This is a genomic window from Streptomyces violaceusniger Tu 4113 (assembly GCF_000147815.2).
GTDB lineage: Bacteria > Actinomycetota > Actinomycetes > Streptomycetales > Streptomycetaceae > Streptomyces > Streptomyces violaceusniger_A.
Map to the genome: position 1 here is coordinate 2,179,061 of NC_015957.1, position 17,811 is coordinate 2,196,871.

Annotated in this window: 15 protein-coding genes; 12 read left to right on the forward strand and 3 right to left on the reverse strand. The window is 70.5% G+C overall.

What is annotated here, in order from left to right:
• Positions 1 to 245: 245 nt before the first annotated feature.
• The 9 genes from STRVI_RS09610 (at position 246) to STRVI_RS09650 (ending at position 10,846) form a co-directional block, all read left to right on the forward strand.
• Positions 246 to 1,499, forward strand: a complete 1,254-nt coding sequence (locus STRVI_RS09610; protein WP_014055443.1) for a COG4705 family protein — start codon at positions 246 to 248, stop codon at positions 1,497 to 1,499.
• Positions 1,500 to 1,617: 118 nt separating this feature from the next.
• Positions 1,618 to 2,133, forward strand: a complete 516-nt coding sequence (locus STRVI_RS09615; protein ID WP_043235668.1) for a hypothetical protein — start codon at positions 1,618 to 1,620, stop codon at positions 2,131 to 2,133.
• 542 nt (positions 2,134 to 2,675) lie between these two features.
• Positions 2,676 to 3,695 carry a LacI family DNA-binding transcriptional regulator gene (locus STRVI_RS09620; RefSeq protein WP_014055444.1) on the forward strand — a complete coding sequence of 340 codons (1,020 nt, stop codon included), beginning with the start codon at positions 2,676 to 2,678 and terminating at the stop codon, positions 3,693 to 3,695.
• A gap of 83 nt (positions 3,696 to 3,778) precedes the next feature.
• Positions 3,779 to 5,077, forward strand: coding sequence for an extracellular solute-binding protein (locus tag STRVI_RS09625; protein WP_014055445.1), 1,299 nt, complete (start codon positions 3,779 to 3,781; stop codon positions 5,075 to 5,077).
• Positions 5,074 to 6,012 carry a carbohydrate ABC transporter permease gene (locus STRVI_RS09630; RefSeq protein WP_014055446.1) on the forward strand — a complete coding sequence of 313 codons (939 nt, stop codon included), beginning with the start codon at positions 5,074 to 5,076 and terminating at the stop codon, positions 6,010 to 6,012. Before STRVI_RS09625 ends, STRVI_RS09630 begins: the two co-directional genes overlap by 4 nt.
• Before the next feature lies 1 nt (position 6,013).
• The gene (locus tag STRVI_RS09635) at positions 6,014 to 6,928 is read left to right on the forward strand and encodes a carbohydrate ABC transporter permease (protein ID WP_014055447.1); all 915 of its coding nucleotides are present in this window, start codon (positions 6,014 to 6,016) and stop codon (positions 6,926 to 6,928) included.
• Between the two features lie 8 nt (positions 6,929 to 6,936).
• Positions 6,937 to 8,013 (forward strand): glycoside hydrolase family 130 protein, encoded by a 1,077-nt coding sequence (locus STRVI_RS09640; protein ID WP_014055448.1) that lies wholly within the window; start codon positions 6,937 to 6,939, stop codon positions 8,011 to 8,013.
• Positions 8,010 to 9,236, forward strand: coding sequence for a Gfo/Idh/MocA family protein (locus STRVI_RS09645; protein WP_014055449.1), 1,227 nt, complete (start codon positions 8,010 to 8,012; stop codon positions 9,234 to 9,236). Before STRVI_RS09640 ends, STRVI_RS09645 begins: the two co-directional genes overlap by 4 nt.
• Complete coding sequence (locus tag STRVI_RS09650) at positions 9,233 to 10,846, forward strand: glycoside hydrolase family 13 protein (RefSeq protein ID WP_014055450.1); 1,614 nt, start codon at positions 9,233 to 9,235, stop codon at positions 10,844 to 10,846. Before STRVI_RS09645 ends, STRVI_RS09650 begins: the two co-directional genes overlap by 4 nt.
• Positions 10,847 to 11,163: 317 nt before the next feature.
• Here the strand turns inward: STRVI_RS09650 and STRVI_RS09655 are convergent, their stop codons facing one another.
• From STRVI_RS09655 to STRVI_RS09665, 3 genes are all read right to left on the reverse strand, one after another.
• Complete coding sequence (locus STRVI_RS09655; protein WP_014055451.1) at positions 11,164 to 12,105, reverse strand: hypothetical protein; 942 nt, start codon at positions 12,103 to 12,105, stop codon at positions 11,164 to 11,166.
• Positions 12,106 to 12,246: 141 nt separating this feature from the next.
• Complete coding sequence (locus tag STRVI_RS09660) at positions 12,247 to 14,412, reverse strand: MMPL family transporter (RefSeq protein ID WP_014055452.1); 2,166 nt, start codon at positions 14,410 to 14,412, stop codon at positions 12,247 to 12,249.
• Between the two features lie 370 nt (positions 14,413 to 14,782).
• Complete coding sequence (locus tag STRVI_RS09665) at positions 14,783 to 15,316, reverse strand: hypothetical protein (protein WP_014055453.1); 534 nt, start codon at positions 15,314 to 15,316, stop codon at positions 14,783 to 14,785.
• 147 nt (positions 15,317 to 15,463) lie between these two features.
• On the opposite strand from STRVI_RS09665, the gene STRVI_RS09670 reads away from it, so the two are divergent.
• The 3 genes from STRVI_RS09670 to STRVI_RS09680 all read left to right on the forward strand — a co-directional run bounded on the left by STRVI_RS09670 (position 15,464) and on the right by STRVI_RS09680 (position 17,806).
• Complete coding sequence (locus STRVI_RS09670) at positions 15,464 to 16,621, forward strand: hypothetical protein (RefSeq protein ID WP_014055454.1); 1,158 nt, start codon at positions 15,464 to 15,466, stop codon at positions 16,619 to 16,621.
• Between the two features lie 70 nt (positions 16,622 to 16,691).
• The gene (locus STRVI_RS09675) at positions 16,692 to 17,015 is read left to right on the forward strand and encodes a nucleotide pyrophosphohydrolase (RefSeq protein WP_043238325.1); all 324 of its coding nucleotides are present in this window, start codon (positions 16,692 to 16,694) and stop codon (positions 17,013 to 17,015) included.
• 305 nt (positions 17,016 to 17,320) lie between these two features.
• Positions 17,321 to 17,806, forward strand: a complete 486-nt coding sequence (locus tag STRVI_RS09680) for a DUF6099 family protein (protein ID WP_014055456.1) — start codon at positions 17,321 to 17,323, stop codon at positions 17,804 to 17,806.
• Positions 17,807 to 17,811: the final 5 nt, after the last annotated feature.

The window sequence follows — 17,811 nt, forward strand, 5'->3', positions numbered from 1 at the left end:
TTCACGGAATTCTGGCTGATCTTGCTGGCCGGGGCTCGAAGCGAAATAGGAGGTCATTCCAGCAGGGTGAATCCTCTCCCGGAAAACGCCCTTGGCGGCGCTGCCTGAACAGGATTGACGAGCAATCGAAGTCATGCCGAAGTCCTGCGAATTCCGGACGGCGCTTGGCCATGCATTTCCAGACAATTACCGTTACGCGGACGCGAGGGACGCCCCTTCGTGCTGCCGTTCCATGCGAGGATTACATGACAACTGAGACGACGTCCGAGAACCTTCGGACGCCTGCCAAGCAGATGCTGAACAAGGTTCCCGAGGTCACGATCTGGTTCTGGATCATCAAGATCCTGTGCACCACGGTCGGTGAGAGCTTCGCCGACTGGATCAACATGAACCTCGGTGTCGGCCTGATCAACACGGCATTGATCTTCACAGCAGTTCTGGCAGGCGTCATGGGCTGGCAACTCACCACCAAGCGCTACGTCCCGTTCGTGTACTGGCTCACCGTCGTGGTGGTGAGTGTGACCGGCACCCTCTACACGGACATCCTCACCGACAGCCAGGGCGTTCCCCTCGCGCTGAGCAGTAGCGTGTTCGCCGGCCTCCTGGCCGTTGTCTTCGGGATCTGGTACGCCCGCGAGCGGACCCTGTCGGTCCACACCATCATCACCCGTCCCCGTGAACTCTTCTACTGGCTCGCGGTCCTGGTCACTTTCGCCCTCGGCACCGCGACCGGCGACTGGACCCTGGAGCTGACCGGCTGGACCGCCGGTGTCTCCGTGTTCCTGCCTCTCGGGTTGATCGTCGCGATCATTCTCGGTTGGCGCCTCGGCGCCAACGCGGTGCTCTCCTTCTGGCTGGCCTACATCCTCACCCGTCCGCTCGGTGCCAACCTCGGCGACTGGCTCGGCTCGCCCAGGGGCGACGGCGGCCTTGGTCTCGGCACTGCGATCACCAGCGTGATCTTCCTGGGTGCGATCCTCGCTACGGTCGTGTACCTCACGATCAGCCGCAGCGATGTCATCGAGACCGACGAACGCACTCAGACCCCACGAGCGGCGGACCCGGCGCGTGAGCGGATCATGCTCGGTTACTACGCCGTCGTAGCGGTCGCGACTGCGGCGCTTCTCGTCTGGGCACACCACCAGCCCCACGCGGCCGCGGCCAGTGAGGATGACGCCCCCGCACCTGTAACCGCCCACCTCACCCCGAAGCAGGCGACGTCGCCGTTCCCGCCGGCCGAGATCGCGAAGTTCCGCACGATCGCGGCTGACACCCTGGCAAAGCTCAAGGCGGGCAACCAGTCGGCCGCGACCACCCGCGTGACCGACCTCGAGACTGCCTGGGACGACGACCAGTCCGCCCTTGAGCCCAAGAGCGGGCAGTCCTGGCACTTCCTCGACAGCGAAATCGACCAGGTCCTGACGGCGCTACGGGCACCGAGCCCCGACAAGGCCACCGAGGCCAAGGCGCTCAACACCCTCCTCACCTCACTCGGTTAGCCAACCACCATGACGGATTGCCCCGACGCGTCCCCGGCGCCGGGGCAGCCGACATTCCTGGTTGGGGCGGTTGCCTGAGCTTTGCGAGTGCGACTTACTCAACGCGGATGCGACGGGTGTGCCGGTCGGCTCCACCTTCACACCCGTCGACCTGGCCGCCGCCCTCGATCACGGCGCAGTCCTCTCCCCAGGGCAGTCGGCCTCACCGATCACCCCGGCCTCGAAGTTCAACGGCGACGACGGCATCACCATCAAGAACCAGCAGGGCGGGGAGCTGTTGGACTCGAACGACCCCACGGAGCTCCTGCACCAGCGCAACGACGTGTCCACGAAGCGGGGTTACATCACCCTGCGCAAGGCGATGGAGCAGTCGGTCAAAACCCCCTACGTCCAGCTCGGCGAGTACCTCGGCTACGACAACGTGGAGGCCGGGGCCCTGAAAGCGGGGCTCCTGCGCTCAAGCCTTCCCGTAAGTCCATGTGACCTGCGGCTTTTCTCGTTCTTCAGGTTTCCGGCGAGTGGGGTCGACCTGTTTCCAGGACCGCATGACGTGAAACCTGGTCCGAGCCCCGATCACGCGTCTGACCTGTGTTCTTGTGGGGCGACCCGAGGAACGGCGGAGGCGGTGCCCTGACTCGGCCGGGACGGGGCGGACTGCTGACGCTCGACCGACGCTGCGTTGGACGATGTGTCAGGACGCCGGTCGTTCTCGCGCCGCCGTTGGCCCGATCCGTGCTCTTCAGACGAGGTGCGGACCGGTACCACCTCGCCGCTGGCGATCAGAAAGTGGGTGGCCGACGCTCCGCAGCCGGTCCAGGCTCGGCGCGCGCCGCGACTCCTTCACGGGCCGCCACCAGGCCCCGTGCGATGCCACCGGTCCGCCGGGTTCCGACTCAGGCCGACGCGATGTGCCGGACCGAGCGGCCGACAGCCCGCCCGACGCCTGCGGGCCGACGGGAGGATGCCGCGAGGGATCGCGGTGGGCGGCAGGTGCCTGCGCCGGGCCGCCCGCGCACACGACCGGACGACCACCTCCTGGCGGAAGTGATCCGGAATACGCACTCCGACCCATTGACGCTCGCGTCACAAACCGGTTTAGTGAACGCCAGTCGGCCACTAAACCGGTTTGAACAGCTGGTTCGTCGGCCCCAGGGAACGCGGAGAACGGAAGGTGCCATGGCTCGCAGGCCCACCATCGCCGACGTCGCACGACGTGCCGGTGTCTCACGCACCTCCGTCTCGTTCGCGCTGAACGACCGGCCCGGGATCGCCGAGGAGACCAAGGAGCGCATCCTGACCGCCGCGGCGGAACTCGGCTGGACGCCGAGCCGCCCGGCCCGGGCCCTGTCCCTCGGCAAGGCCGGTGCCTTCGGACTGGTGCTCGCCCGCGAACCCGACCTGATCGGCGCCGACCTGTTCTTCCCTGCGTTCATCGCGGGCGTCGAAGTGGCCCTGGGCGAGCGAGGCGACGGGCTGATGGTGCACCTCACCACTCCGGAGCGTGAGCAGTCCGTGTACGAACGGCTCGCTGCCGACCGCCGGGTGGACGGCGTGCTCCTCACCGACCTGCGGCACGACGACCCGCGTCCCGCTCTGACCCACCGGCTCGGCCTGCCGGCCGTCGTGGTCGGACAGAGCGAGTGGAGCGACGGGCTGACCTCGGTGAGCCTCGACGACCGGCCCGCTTACGTCGACGCGGTACGTTGCCTCGCCGAGCTCGGCCACCGCCGTATCGCGCACGTCGAGGGCCCCCAGGAGTTCCGCCACGCGCACCGGCGCCGGTCGGCCTGGGAGGAGACGCTGCGCGACCTCGGACTGCCCGGAGGCCCCGTGCTGCCCGGCGGCTTCACGGCGGAGGGCGGCGCGCGGGCCACCCGCGAACTGCTGTTGCTGGCCGAGCCGCCCACCGCGATCGTCTACGGAAACGACCTGGCCGCGACGGCCGGGCTGTCGGTGGCCCAAGAACTCGGCGTTCCGGTACCGGAACGTCTCTCGGTGGTCGGCTACGACGACAACCCGCTCACCCGCTACACCCACCCCCCGCTGTCCTCCGCCCGCGCCGACGCGCGGGGCTGGGGAGAGGCGGCGGCCCGGACATTGGACCGGGTGCTCGCAGGTGAGGAGGTGGCACACGTCGTGCTGCCGCCCGCCGAATTCATCCCCCGCGCCTCGATCGGGCCGGCGCCCCGTCCCTGACAACGGGGCGCGGGGCCGTCGAGGCGCGGCAAGGAATTCCCGTCCGGCGACGAGGCCGGGCGTGAACAGTTCGGAGAGTCTTCATGCTGAGGAGAACAGCGTACTCGCTGCTGGTGCTCGCTCTGGCGGGTGCCGCCACCGCCTGTGGCCGGTCGCCCGTCGACCCGGAGACCGCCGCGAAGGCCCGCGGTCCCATCACGATCTGGCTGTCGAACAACGCCCAGGAAGTGGCCTGGGGGAAGAGCATGGTCGAGGCCTGGAACAAGAGTCATCCGGGCCAGCACGTCACGGCCCAGCAGATCCCGGCGGGCAAGACCTCCGAAGAGGCCATCAGCGCCTCGATCATCGCGGGGACCAGCGCCTGTCTGGTCTTCAACACCGCGCCTGCCTCGGTGCCGACCTTCGAGAAGCAGAACGGCCTCGTGTCGCTCAGTGACTTCCCGGACGGTGACGCCTACATCCACAAGCGCGGCGGCGCCCTCACCGAGCAGTACAGGTCGCAGGACGGCGAGTTCTATCAACTGCCGTGGAAGAGCAACCCAGTGATGATCCTCTACAACAAGAAGATCTTCAAGAAGGCCGGGCTCGACCCCGAGCACCCGCGACTGGCGACCTACGGCCAGTTTCTGGAGACCTCCCGCACCCTCGTGCGCAGCGGCGCCGCGAAAGCCGCGATCTGGCCGGCGCCCAGCAGCGAGTTCTTCCAGTCCTGGCTCGACTTCTACCCCGCGTTCGCCGCGGAGAGCGGCGGCAAACGGCTCATCGAGGACGGCGAAGCGCAGTTCGACTCGACGGCCGGCCGTCGGGCCGCCGCGTTCTGGCGCACGCTGTACGCCGAGAAGCTCGCCCCGCAGGAGCTCTACCCCGGTGACGCCGTGAACGACGGAAAGGCCGCCATGGCCACCGTCGGCCCATGGGCCGTCTCCGCCTACAAGGACAGTGTCGACATCGGGGTGGCCCCGGTACCGACCGCCGCCGGAAAGTCGCCAAAGGACACGTACTCCTTCAGCGACGAGAAGTCCGCCGCGATGTTCAGCGCCTGCCGCAACCGGGCCACCGCCTGGGACCTGCTGAAGTTCGCCACCTCCGCCAAGCAGGACGGGTCGTTCCTCGACGCCACCGGGCAGATGCCGATGCGCGAGGACCTGACCGCGCGCTACCCGGCCTTGTTCGCGAAGAAGCCCCTGTACAAGGCGTTCGCCGGGCAGGCCGAGCATGTCGTCGAGGTCCCGAACGTACCGGGCTCCATCGATATCTGGCAGGCGTTCCGCGCCGAGTGGACCAAGTCCGTCGTCTTCGGTGACGGCTCCACGGATGCCGCGCTGCGCAGGGCCTCCGACAAGATCACCAAGCTGCTCGACGAGTACGGAGACCCGTCATGACCGACTCCGCCCTCACCGCCACCAGCGGGAACCACACGCCTCGCGAGGGTGCGGCCGCGCGCCACGGACGATTCCGCTCCGCGACCGGCGCTCTGTTCGTGACCCCGTACGTGCTGTTCCTCGTCGTCGTGTTCGCGGTCCCGCTGGGGTACACACTGTGGATCTCCGTCCACCGCTTCTACTTCACCGCTCCCGGCACACATATCGACTCACCGTGGGTGGGACTGGCCAACTACCGGGATGTGTTCACCGATCCGGTGGTGGGCCGCGCCTTCCTGAACATCGTCGTCTTTCTCGTGATCAACGTGCCGCTGACGGTGTTCCTGGCGCTCGTCCTGGCCTCCGCGCTCAACGCGAAGATACGTTTCCGCATTTTCTTCCGCGCCGCCTACTACCTGCCGTACATCACGGCGAGCGTCGCACTGGTCGCCGTGTGGCAATTCCTGTTCGGTACGGACGGGTTCGTCAACCACCTTCTCGGCTCGTACGCTCCGGACCCCTCGTGGCTGGTCAACTCGCACCTCGCGATGCCGATGATCGCCCTGTTCGTCACCTGGAAGCAGCTCGGCTTCTTCGTGATGCTGTACCTCGCCGCGCTCCAGAACGTCGGCAAGGACCTGTACGAGGCAGCCTCCGTCGACGGAGCCGGCCGGGTACGGCGGTTCTTCTCGGTCACGGTGCCCGGGGTGCGGCCCGCGACGACCCTCGTCGTCATCTACGCGATCATCACGGGCGCCAACCTGTTCAGCGAGCCCTACCTGCTGACCGGCGGCGGCGGGCCCGACCACGCCTCCACCTCGCCCGTCCTGCTCATGTACCAGAAGGGCATCGAGCAGGGCCATCCGGACTTCGCTGCCGCGCTCGGCGTGGTGCTGGTGGGCTTCGTCCTCGCCGTCTCGCTGGCCGCCCGCAAGTTCACCGAGAGGGGCAACTGACATGATCGCCTCCACCCCGACCACGGACCGCGCGATAACGGACAGCGCGACCACGGGCGCCGCGGACCACCCCCAGCCCGCCGGCGCGCGCGGTTCCTGGGGAACGGCCGGCACGTACATCCTGCTCGCACTCGGTGCGGTCGTCTTCCTCTTCCCCTTCTATTACATGATCGTTGGCTCCCTGCGGAAGACGACGACCGGAGACCTGTCCTCCGCCGTGCCCGGCGGGCTCACCGGCAGCAACTACACGGCGGTCAACGGGGCGATCTCGCTGGGCCGTTCGCTGCTCAGCTCCGGGATCATGACCGTCGGCGTCCTGCTGTGCACCCTGGTCTTCGGAGTGCTCGCCGGATACGCGCTCGCCCAGCTGCACTTCCGCGGCCGCGGCACCGTGTTCGCCTCGCTGCTGCTCGTGCAGATGGTGCCCTTCCAGCTCCTGACCCTTCCGCTCTACGTTCTCGTGGTCCGCGACTACGGGCTCGGGGACAACTACATCGGGATGATCCTGCCGTTCGCGATCAACTCGACGGCCGTATTCCTGTTCCGGCAGTTCTTCCTCCAGATGCCGCAGTCCCTCTTCGAGGCCGCCCGCCTCGATGGTGCGGGGGAACTGCGCATTCTGTGGAAGGTCGCGCTGCCGATGGCCCGGCCCGCCGTACTCACCGCGACGCTGCTCACCTTCATCGGCCCGTGGAACGAGTTCCTCTGGCCGTTCCTCGTCACGAAGGACGCCGACAAGCAGCCGCTGGCCGTCTCCCTGGCCAGCTTCCTGTCCAACCTTCAGGGCACGGTCGCCAACCCGACCGGAGCCCTGCTGGCCGGCGCCTGTGTGCTGGCCGCCCCGGCAGTGGCCCTGTTCCTCCTCTTCCAGCGCCACTTCACCTCGACCGACATCGACTCCGGAGTAAAGGGCTGATTCCCCCCATGAGCACCACCAGCGCCGCCTCGCGCATCCCCTATCGCCTGGTACGCAAAGGCATGATCATGTCTCCGCTGCCCGGCGAGGCCAACGAGGCCGAAGGAGTCCTCAACCCGGCGTCGGGGCGCACTCCCAACGGGCGCCTGCACCTGCTGCCGCGACTCGTCGCTAAGGGCAACGTCTCTCGCGTCGGCCTCGCCGAGGTCACCTTCACCGACGGCGTTCCCAGCGGCGTCGAGCGGCGCGGCGTCGTCCTCGCCCCCGACGAGGGCTGGGAGCGCGGAAAGCGCAACGCCGGTGTCGAGGATCCGCGCGTCACCTGGATTCCCTCGCTCGGCAAGCACGTCATGTCCTACGTCGCCTACGGACCGCTCGGCCCGAAGCCGGCGCTCGCCGTGTCCGAGGATCTGACCGAGTGGACCCGGCTCGGCCCGATCCACTTCGCCTACCAGCCCGACCTCGACACCGACCTGAACCTCTTCCCGAACAAGGACGTCGTCCACTTCCCGGAGCCCGTGCCCGGGCCCGATGGCGAACCCGCCTACGCGATGCTGCACCGTCCCATGTGGGACCTCGGCTGGTTCCGGCCCGGCGAGGGCGTCCACCTGCCCGCCGGGATCACCGACGAACGGCCCGGCATCTGGATCTCGTACGTGCCCGTCGCCGAGGTCGAGACCGACATCCGCGCCCTGGCCCGCCCGCGCGCCCACCGCCTCGTCGCACTGTCCGCGCACCCCTGGGAGGAACTCAAGATCGGCGCCGGCCCCGCCCCGATCCGCGTGCCCGAGGGCTGGCTGCTCATCCACCACGGCGTCTCCGGCCATATCGAAGACCCCTTCGCCCAGAACCAGAAGGTGTCCTACGCGGCCGGCGCCATGATCCTCGACCCGGCCGACCCCGCGAAGGTCCTCGCCCGCTCCGAGGAGCCGCTCATGGCACCCGAGACCGAGGAGGAGCGCACCGGCACCGTCCCCAACGTCGTCTTCCCGACCGCCATCGAGGAGATCGACGGGCAGCGGTACGTGTTCTACGGCATGGCCGACGCGCAGATCGGCGTCGCCCTCCTGGAGCGCACGGCATGACCTCCGCGCCGGCCTCGCTCGGCCTCGGTCTGGTCGGGTGCGGCGGCTTCGGGGCGTATGTCCTGGACGCCGTGGCCGACCTGCCCGGGCTACGCCCGGCCGCCGTCGCCGACCCCGACCCGGTACGGGCGAGGGCGCTCGGCGAACGGCACGGCGTCCCCGCGCTCGGCTCCCTGGAGGAACTGCTGGAGCGCGAGGACGTGGCGGCTGTCGCCATCGCCACACCGCCGGCCGCGCACGCCGCCATGGCCACGGCCGCGCTGCGCGCCGGCCGTCACGTGCTCTGCGAGAAACCACTCGCCACCACGGCGCGGGACGCCGATGCCGTGGTCCGCGAGGCCGAGCGCGCGGGCCGGGCCCTCGTCGTCGACCACGTGCTGCGCTACAACCCGCTGCTGCGGGCCGTCGAACGGCTCACCGCCCAAGGACTGCTCGCGCCCCCGCGCCGGTTCCTGTTCGAGAACGACGCCTCCGACCAGGACCTCGGCCCCGATCACTGGTTCTGGGACCGTGCACACAGCGGCGGCATCTTCGTCGAGCACGGCGTGCACTTCTTCGACGCGGCCCGTGCCCTGCTGGGCTCCGACCCGCTCAGCGTGCGCGCGACCGCCGTCCGAAGGCCCGGCGGACCGGTCGACATGGTCAGCGCCGATGTCCTCCACCCGGGCGGCGTCCTCGCCTCCCACCTCCACTCCTTCACTCACGCACACCGCTGCGAACGCCAGCTCATGCGCCTGGACCACGGGTTCGCCGAAACCAGGATCGACGGCTGGATCCCGGTGCGCGCCGAGATCTCGGCGTGGACCGACGAGGACGGTGCCGAGGTCTGGGAGCGACTGCCCGCGCGGGCCGCCGCGTTGCTGCACGTGGCAGGGTTCCGCCCGCACGGTGGCGAGCGCGTCTCGGTCGTCGTCGAACGCGATGCGGGCGCCTCCGGTCCGGTGCGCGGGCGCGGAGAGCAACGCGTCGTACCGCACCATGTCCGCGCCGTGCTCGACCTCGGCGGCGAGGCACGCAAGCCGTACGTCTACCGCGAAAGCGTCCGCGCCGCCGTCGCCGACCTGGTCCGCGTCGCCCGCGACGGCGGCACACCCGTCGCCGACGCGCTCGCCGGTCTCAGCGCCGTCGCCGTCGCCGAGGCCGCCACGCTGGCCGCCGACACCGGCACCGAACAGCCCGTACCCGGCCCCGGCGCCGGACTGCATGTCCGGGAGCCCTCATGAGCTGGTGGCAGGACACCGTCTGCTACGAGTTGTACCCGCGCGCCTTCGCCGACTCGGACGACGACGGGACCGGCGACCTCGCCGGGGCGGCCGCGCGGCTCGGCCATATCGCGGAACTGGGCGCGGACGCCGTGTGGATCACGCCGTTCTACCCGTCACCGCTCGTCGACGGCGGATACGACATCGCCGACCACACCGGCGTCGCCGCGGACCTCGGTACCCCCGAGGACTTCGACCGGCTCACCGACCGCGCCCACGAACTGGGTCTGAAGCTCATTGTCGACCTCGTGCCGAACCACACCTCCGACCAGCACCCCTGGTTCCAGGAGGCGCTGGCGGCAGGACCCGGCTCCGCCGCGCGCGGACGCTACCTGTTCCGCGCCGGACGCGGCCGGTCCGGTGCGCTCCCGCCCAATGACTGGCAGTCGGCCTTCGGCGGACCCGCCTGGACCCGGGTGGGCGACGGCGAGTGGTACTGCCACCTGCACGCTCCCCAACAGCCCGACCTCAACTGGCGTGACCCAGGGGTTCGTTCCGCCTTCACCGACATTCTGCGGTACTGGCTGGACCGAGGCGTGGACGGCTTCCGCGTCGACGTGGCGCACGCCTTGTTCAAGGCCGAGGGCCTGCCCGACGCCGGACCCGGACAGCACCGGGACCCGCTGCGCAACCATCTCATGCCGTACTACGACCAGGACGAACTGCACCCCCTGTACCGCGAGTGGCGTGCCCTGCTGGACACCCACCCGGCGCCGCCCGGCGCGGTACCGCCGCACGACAGGGTGATGGTCGCCGAGTCCGCCGTGTTCGATCCCGACAGGCTGGCCCGCTACATCCGGCCCGGCGAGATGCACCAGGCTTTCAACTTCGCCTTCCTGGAAGCCGCCTGGGATCCGGCGGAGCTGCGCCGCGTCATCGACGCCTCGCTGTCCGCCCCCGGCGGCGGATCGGTCACCTGGCTGCTCTCCAGCCACGACGCGGTTCGACCGGTGACCCGCCTCGGCTCCCTGGGCCGCGCCCGCGCGGCGGCCCTGCTCATGCTCGCGCTGCCCGGCTCCGCCTACCTCTACCAGGGCGAGGAACTCGGCCTGCCGCAGGCCGTCGTCCCCGACGACCGCATCCGCGACCCGCTGTGGGAACGCTCCGGACACACCGAGCGGGGCCGCGACGGCTCCCGCGTACCGCTGCCCTGGTCCGGCGACCGAGCCCCGTACGGCTTCACCACCGCCGGCGCCGAACACACCTGGTTGCCGCAGCCGGACGACTGGGCACGGTACACCGTGGCCGCCCAGGAACAGGACCCCGCCTCGACGCTCGCCCTGTACCGCACCGCCCTCCGGCTGCGCCGCGCCCACCCCGCGCCCGAGCCGACGGCCCCGCCCCACTGGTACTCGGCAGTCGGCGATCCGCACCTCGCCTTCCGGCGTGGCGCACTCGCCTGCGTCGTCAACCTCGGGAACCGATCGCTGTCCTGGGCCGCGCTCGGCGTACCGGGCCGTCCCGTACTGGCCAGCGGCCCCCTCGACGGCCACGCGCTCCCGCCCGACACCGCCCTGTGGCTCCTCGACACCGCCGTTCCACGGCACCACGAAGATGGCCGTGCCCGCTGACCCCGCGTCGCGCACCGCCCTGTCCGCACTCGTGACGGCCCTACGGGGTGCGCGGCACCGTTCACACGCCCACCGTCGGCCGGGTCTCGTCGCCGGAGGCCGGCTCACCCCTCGGTCGGGACGCTCGTGCGACGCTCCGAGGTCCGGACAGCTGGCCCGAAGGGCCAAGAGATACCATCTGACCTGCTGTTTCTTCCACTCGTGCTGCATGCGGCGGGTTTTCGGTGACGCACCGCGTGGAGTGCGTGGCGGTGCTGGAGCCCACGCGCGAGGGGCGCTGAGGCGGGAGGCCCCGGCCTCGGCGCGCCCGCGCGGCATCAGCCGAGCGGGGCGGCGGCCACTTCCGGGCCGGTCCGGGACGGGCCCCGGGTGAGCGTCCACATCATGGCGCCGCCCGCCACGACGGCGCACAGGTGCAGGGCGATCGCGAGGCCCAGCCGCTCGGGGAGCACGACGTCCGGGGGCGCCGCGAGCGCGACGTACAGCGTGAGGGGCAGCTTCCAGCCGCTCCACGCGAACAGCGAGCCCGAGCCGAGCCAGCCGAGGACCGACGGCAGCCAGCGGGGGAGCCGTCCGGGTCCTTCGCGGCCCGGTCGTGCCACCGCGAACGCGGCGACCAGCGCCCATGTGCCGCAGATGCCGCACAGCAGGTGCCAGGTGGCGCGGCCCTCGTCGGGGTGGGCGAGCCCGGCGGTGCCACCCGCCGCCCAGTACAGCCACATCAGCCCGACGGCGGCACCGAGGGCCGCGGCCGCCCGGCCGAGCGGTGAGGGCCCGCCGCCCCGGCCGGTGAACGCCTCCGGCCAGCGCCTGCGCAGATAGGCGGGGAGCGCGAGGGTGAGGCCCAGGCCCATGCCGATGAAGCCGAACTGGATCAGCGCCGCCTCCCAGCCGGGCATCTTCGGGTCGCTGTCGCCCCCGGAGGTGTCCGGCTCCGACAGCAGCGAGTCGACCAGCGCGTACGGCAGCATCGACACCAGGAACCCCGCGCCGACCCAGGCGCAGAGCACCACCGGCACCCCGGGCAGCCGCATCCCCCACGGCCGGGCCAGCGCCAGCCCGAGAGCGATCCCGACGGCCGCCATGCCGACCGTCACGGTGTTGAGCACCACCCACTCGGCGAGCCCGAACCCGGCCCCGACCGGCGCCAGTCCGAGCAGCGAGCCGACCACCCACGACACCTTGATCACGGTATACGGGGCCATGGCGGCGGCGCCCCCGTACGCGGCCAGCCGCCCTACCCGGTCCCACCGGTCCATCGAGCTGCCCTTCTGCGCGCTGCGATCAGCTTCTTCGGTGCGTCGCGCTCGGCGTCGGGGACCGCCTCTCGCACCGGTGGCCCTCCGCGACGATGTCGCGAAGGGCCACCGCGCCGTTCGGGTGTCCGAGGGAGCGTCAGATCACACCCGTACGGTCTCGCCCGCCGCATCGGGCTCCTCGGCCCGCCCGGGGCCAACGGCGCCGGACGTGTCGGGGGAGTCGTGGCGGTGGTTGGGCCACCACGCCTTGGAGCCGAGCATCGCGGTCACCGTCGGCACCAGCAGCAGCGCCATGATGAACGCGGTGAGCAGGATGCCGAAGGCCACGGCGAAGCCCATCTGCTGGAGCATGCTGTTGCTGGCCAGCATCAGCACACCGAAGGTGCCCGCCAGGATGATGGCGGCCGAACCGATCGTCGGCGCCGACTGGGCCACCGCGAGCCGGGCCGCCTCGGCCGGCGTCTTGCCCTTTCTGACCTCTTCCCGCAGCCGGGCCACCATGAGGATGTTGTAGTCCGTGCCGATCGCCACCACGAACAGATAGACGATGATCGGCAGCATGAAGAGCAGGCCGTTCTCGCCCCGGACGTTCTGGAACAGCCAGACCGTGGAACCCAGGGTCGCGGCGAAGCCGAGGCCGACGGCGAGCATCAGATACAGCGGCGCCACCACGCTGCGCAGCAGCAGGCCGAGGATCAGCATGATGGCCAGGCCCGCGACCGGGAACACCAGCCGGTAGTCGTGGTTGACCGCGTCCTCGATGTCGGCCAGCACCGCGGTGGACCCGCCCACCAGGGCCTTGGTGCCCTCGGGCGTGGAGCCGTGCGCGGTGTCCCGCAGCTCCCCGGCGACCAGCTCGATGGCCTTCTCGGAGGCGGGCCGGTACTTGAGCACCACGCTGAACTGGGCCACGTCGCCCTTGGGGTTGAGCACGGCGGGGGAGACCTCGCCGACGCCCTCGACCGCCGTCAGCTTCTGCCGGAACCCGGTCAGCGCCGCGGGGTCCAGCTTGTCGCCGTTCGACTGGACGTACACCAGGCTCGGGTCGGACTCGCCGGCCGAGAAGCTCTTCTGCAGCTCCGCCATGGCCTGGACGGACTCCAGGTCCTTGGGGAGCGAACTCTCGGTGTCGAACTCGGCCTTGAAGCCGAGCGCGCCCACCGCGAGGGCCGCCAGCACACCGGCGGACACCGCGGCGATCAGCCCGGGACGGCGCGACACCAGGGAGCCGACGCCGTTGGCGAGCCGGTTGCGGGGAGCCTTCTTCCACGCCTTGGACGGCCAGAACGCCTTCGTTCCCAGCAGCGAGAACACCGCCGGCACCAGAGTGAGGGCCGCGACCAGCGTCACCGCGACGGAGATCGCCAGCGAGGGCCCCATGGCGCGCATGCTGCCCATCGTCGACAGCACCAGGGCGAGGAAGGCCACGATGACCGCACCGGCCGCCGAGGCGATGGTTTCGCCGACCCGGGTGACCGCGTCGACCAGGGCCTCCTTGGGCTGCTGGCCCTGGCGGAGGTGTTCGCGGTAGCGGAACAGCAGGAACAGCATGTAGTCCGTGCCGACGCCGAACAGCACCACGATCAGGATCGCGGACACGCTGCTGTCGGCCTCGAGCCCGAACCAGTCGCTGGCGGTGGCGATCAGACCCTGGGCCATGATGAACATCACCAGGATCATCAACACGGGCATCAGCGCGATGAGCGGACTGCGGAAGATGGCGCCGAGCAGCACGATGATCAGGACCAGGGTGGCCATCATGATCATGGCGTCGGTGTCACCCGAGGACTGGGTGGCATCGAGGGCGGAAGCCGCCGGACCGGTGACGTCGACCTTGAGCGAGGTGCCCTTCAGCAGCTTGTCGCGGTCCGCGCGCAGGTCCTTGATCGACTGCTGGGTGTCCTCGTTGTAGATGTCCTTCTTGGTCAAGTACACGTTGGCCAGCGCCAGCTTGCCGTCCTTGGAGACGGCCTCGGGTGTGGTCACCACGGACTTGAAGGTCTTGTACTTCTCGTCCTGGAACCCCGCGGTCGCCTTGGTGACGGCGGCCTTGTCGGCATCGGAGAGCTTTCCGCCGTCCGACCGCTGGTAGACCAGGATGGCGGCGGCGCTCTCGTGCTGCGGGAACGCCTGCTCCTGGAGCTTGGTCACCCGCACCGATTCGTAGTGCGACGGCAGGAAATCGGCCTGGTCGGTGCTGGACTTCAGCGGTGGGGCCAGGATGGCCAGGCCGACCGCCGCGATGACCCACAACGCGACGACCAGCCATGGACGGTGGACGGAAAACCGTCCTATTCGCCCGAACATGACGCTCCTTAGGGATTTAAGGTTCCAGTAAAGGGCACGCTAGGACAGCTGTTCCGGCCGCACCATGGGTCCCCGTGGAAATCGACCTGGGGGCTGAGGGCGGCTCCGCCAAAGGGTTTAGGGGAGCGGCCCGAGTATCAGCATCCGTGCTGATGGCACCTCTCGAGCCCCGGGCTGACGGCCACCGTACGAGTCTCCGGTGTCGGTGTGCGGTCGAGCCGTGAAGTGGTGCGGACTGACATGTTGCTGACAAAATTGGGGTGTGTGGCGGCCCGCCGCGGGCACCCCGCCTCCCGCGCCGTCCGCTTCCTGACAAGCCACCCGCCGCGCCTCGCCGAGGCACCCTGCTACGGCTCGTCGAGGCGCCCCGCTACGGCTCGTGGAGGGCCGTCTTCGCGGCCTCGACGAAGTCCGTAAGGGCCTGCCAGAACGGGCGGAAGGCGTCGTGGAAGCGCTGCGGCCCCTCCGGCTCGCCGGAGCGCATCGCGCCCAGGGCGCGGTGGAACGGGCCGGTGGCCTTCTGCAGCGCGTTCGCGGCGGTGGCCGCGGCGGCCGGGCCCTCCAGCTCGACCACGCGCACACAGCGGCGCAGCTTGCCGTACTCGTCGCGTTCGCGCTCGGCCAATTCGTCCAACTCGTCCACGAGGGCGGGGCGGCGCCCCGCCTCGGCGGCTCGCTGGACGGCGGCGATCTCCCAGTACAACTCGCCGATGCTGTGGGTCTGTTCGATCAGATCGAGATACGCGCCGCGCCTGCTGTCGCGCAGCCGCTCCGCGCGCTGGGCGAGCACCGCGGTGTCCGCCTGGATCCGGGCGGCCCGGGTGTTGCCGCGGCTGGTGACCCAACTGGCCAGGACGGCGGTGCCGCCGGTGAGGGCCGCGATCCAGAACGTGCTGTCAGTCATGGCCCCCCCATCCCGTCCTCAACTCCCCGATCTCTGGCCATCCGCCGCCCCTTGGTCATCATGGGCCACCGCGGGTATCCCCCGATGGTAGGAAGATACGGAAGGCGTAACGGTTCAGCGGTATGTGCCAGAGATATGTTCCGGAGCATGAGCGCATCCGGGCTCCTGCCCGCCAGGACCGAACTGCGGCCCATCGTCTCCGAGTTGAGGCTGTCGGCCTTCAAGACCCACCGCCGCGCCGCCTTCTCGCTGGGCCCGCTGACCCTGATCTCCGGTCCGAGCGGCAGCGGTAAGTCCGGGGTGCTGGAGGCGTATGCGGCGCTCGCCCGGCTCGCGGGCGGCGCCCGGCTCGCGGAGGTGTTCCGCGACCCGGCCGCGTACATCCCGCGCCGGGCACGGCCGGACCGGCAGGGGCGGCGCGGGTTCCGTATCGGCTGCACCGTGGACGGCCCGGTCGGGCCCGTGCGGCTCGACGTCGCCGTACAGGCCGAGCCCGAACTGCGCATCGTGGGCGAGCGGATGACGGGGGCGGGGGAGACGCTGCTGGAGACGGCGCTGCGCGACCCGGGGCGGCGCTGTGTCCAGGCCGCCTGGCATACGGCGGGCGCGGTCGCGGTGACCCGCGCCCCGCTGCCCGACGACCGGCTGGCGACCTCGCTGCTGCCGCTGCGGGTCGCGGGCACGACGGAGGGGCAGCGGCTCGCACTGGCCGCCGCCGAGCAGGTGGTCATCGCGCTGCGCTCGGTCTTCCCCTGCGATCCGCGGCCGGAGCGGATGCGGGCGCCGGCGGTGCCGAGGGACGGGCGGCTGCGCGGCTGCTGCGAGAACCTGGCGGCGGTGCTGCGGCGGACCAGCCGGGAGTGCGGTACGCGCCATGCGGCGCTGGTCGCGGCGGTCCGGGCGGGGTGCGTCGGGCCGGTGGAGGGCCTGGTCACCGAGGGGCATGCGGACGGGGTGGTGCGGGCCCTGGTCGAGCAGGGGGAGCTCGGCGCGATGCCCGTGGAGCGGCTGGGCGACGGCGAGTTGCGGTATCTCGCGCTCGCCCTCGTGCTGCTGACCGGGCCCGGTGTGCTGGCCGTGGACCCGGCGGCCGATGTGCTCCCCGCGCGGCAGGTGCTGACCGTGCTGGCCGACGGTTTCGACCGGTGTCTGGACCGGCGGCAGGCGCGGGAGCTCCTGGGGGTGGCGGCCCGGATGTGCGCACGGGGGCACATCCGGCTCGTCGGGACGGTGGGGGACGTGACGGGGGCGGTCGGGGACGCGCCCGTCACGATGGTAGACCTGGGGCGTGAGCGAGTCCTATGAGAGCGAGCGACGAACCGACGGACGAACCGACGGACGAACCGACGGACGAACCGACGGACGAACCGACGGCCTGGATGTGGCGGCGCTGCAGCGCAGGCTGGCCGCCTTCGCGGCGGCGCGCGACTGGCAGCAGTACCACACCCCCAAGAACCTCGCGGCGGCGCTGAGCGTCGAGGCGTCGGAGCTGGTGGAGATCTTCCAGTGGCTGACGCCGGAGCAGTCGGCGCGGGTGATGGAGGACGAGGGCAAGGCCGCCCGGGTCGAGGACGAGGTCGCCGATGTGCTGGCGTATCTGCTCCAGTTCTGCGAGGTGCTGGGGATCGACGCGCTCGCGGCGCTCTCGGCGAAGATCGACCGGAACGAGGGGCGGTTTCCGGTGAGCGGAGGGCGCTGACCGCGCGCGGGGCTGACCGCGGACGGGCGCTGACCGCGAACGCGGGCTTTGGCGGTGAATGGGGGGTCTGGCGGTGAACGGGGGACTATGACGGTGAACGGGCGCTCTGGTGGTGAACCGTGATCTCGGATGGCCCACAGGCCCCCTAACCCTCCGCTTCGTCACTCTCCGTGGTGAGAAAGTTATCCACACCGCAACTGTTGTCAACAGATTCCTGAATTCCCCTAGCTTTTCGGCCTGTTAGTTATCACTCTGGGTAGTGGAGGAGTGACGGGCTCGGAAGTCCGTTGAGAGGGGTGCGGGGAATGGACGCTATGCGGCTGATCGGTGTCACCCGGCACGCCCTGGCGAAGGCCGGGGGCGTGCACGACATCGTGGCCGAAGCCTGGCAGGTTCAAGCGCTGGCCGAGGCGGTCGGCGGTTATTTCGTGGTGAGCGGCCCGGCGGCCGCGCGAGCGGAGGCGCGCGGTCTGTGCGAGGCGGGCGGGCGGGCGCGCGGCGCCCTGTTCCACCCGGCGCTGCACCACCCCGCGCTGCGCGGCGGCGGTTTACGGGCCGCACAGCTCTCGGAGGTGCGCGATCCGAGAGAGGTGCTGCTGGCGCTCGGAGATCTGCTCGCGGAGGCGGGGTTCGCGCTGGTCGGGGTCGCCGCCAATACGGAGGAGGAGGCGCTGTACTGGCAGTGCGTGGAGGCGATCGACGCGGCGGACGAGGCCCGGGACCGGGTGCACGGGATGCTCCGGCATCTCACATTCCGCGAGTGGGGCGGGGAGTGGGGTGGTGCCGCGTGAAGAGG

What these genes read in the sequence shown, in the direction of transcription:
- STRVI_RS09630 (WP_014055446.1), top strand. Translation starts at nt 5,074, where the DNA reads ATGACCGACTCCGCCCTCACCGCCACCAGCGGGAACCACACGCCTCGC.
- STRVI_RS09670 (WP_014055454.1), top strand. Translation starts at nt 15,464, where the DNA reads ATGAGCGCATCCGGGCTCCTGCCCGCCAGGACCGAACTGCGGCCCATC.
- STRVI_RS09655 (WP_014055451.1), bottom strand. Translation starts at nt 12,105, where the DNA reads ATGGACCGGTGGGACCGGGTAGGGCGGCTGGCCGCGTACGGGGGCGCC.
- STRVI_RS09640 (WP_014055448.1), top strand. Translation starts at nt 6,937, where the DNA reads ATGAGCACCACCAGCGCCGCCTCGCGCATCCCCTATCGCCTGGTACGC.
- STRVI_RS09625 (WP_014055445.1), top strand. Translation starts at nt 3,779, where the DNA reads ATGCTGAGGAGAACAGCGTACTCGCTGCTGGTGCTCGCTCTGGCGGGT.
- STRVI_RS09620 (WP_014055444.1), top strand. Translation starts at nt 2,676, where the DNA reads ATGGCTCGCAGGCCCACCATCGCCGACGTCGCACGACGTGCCGGTGTC.
- STRVI_RS09635 (WP_014055447.1), top strand. Translation starts at nt 6,014, where the DNA reads ATGATCGCCTCCACCCCGACCACGGACCGCGCGATAACGGACAGCGCG.
- STRVI_RS09645 (WP_014055449.1), top strand. Translation starts at nt 8,010, where the DNA reads ATGACCTCCGCGCCGGCCTCGCTCGGCCTCGGTCTGGTCGGGTGCGGC.
- STRVI_RS09660 (WP_014055452.1), bottom strand. Translation starts at nt 14,412, where the DNA reads ATGTTCGGGCGAATAGGACGGTTTTCCGTCCACCGTCCATGGCTGGTC.
- STRVI_RS09650 (WP_014055450.1), top strand. Translation starts at nt 9,233, where the DNA reads ATGAGCTGGTGGCAGGACACCGTCTGCTACGAGTTGTACCCGCGCGCC.
- STRVI_RS09680 (WP_014055456.1), top strand. Translation starts at nt 17,321, where the DNA reads ATGGACGCTATGCGGCTGATCGGTGTCACCCGGCACGCCCTGGCGAAG.
- STRVI_RS09610 (WP_014055443.1), top strand. Translation starts at nt 246, where the DNA reads ATGACAACTGAGACGACGTCCGAGAACCTTCGGACGCCTGCCAAGCAG.
- STRVI_RS09665 (WP_014055453.1), bottom strand. Translation starts at nt 15,316, where the DNA reads ATGACTGACAGCACGTTCTGGATCGCGGCCCTCACCGGCGGCACCGCC.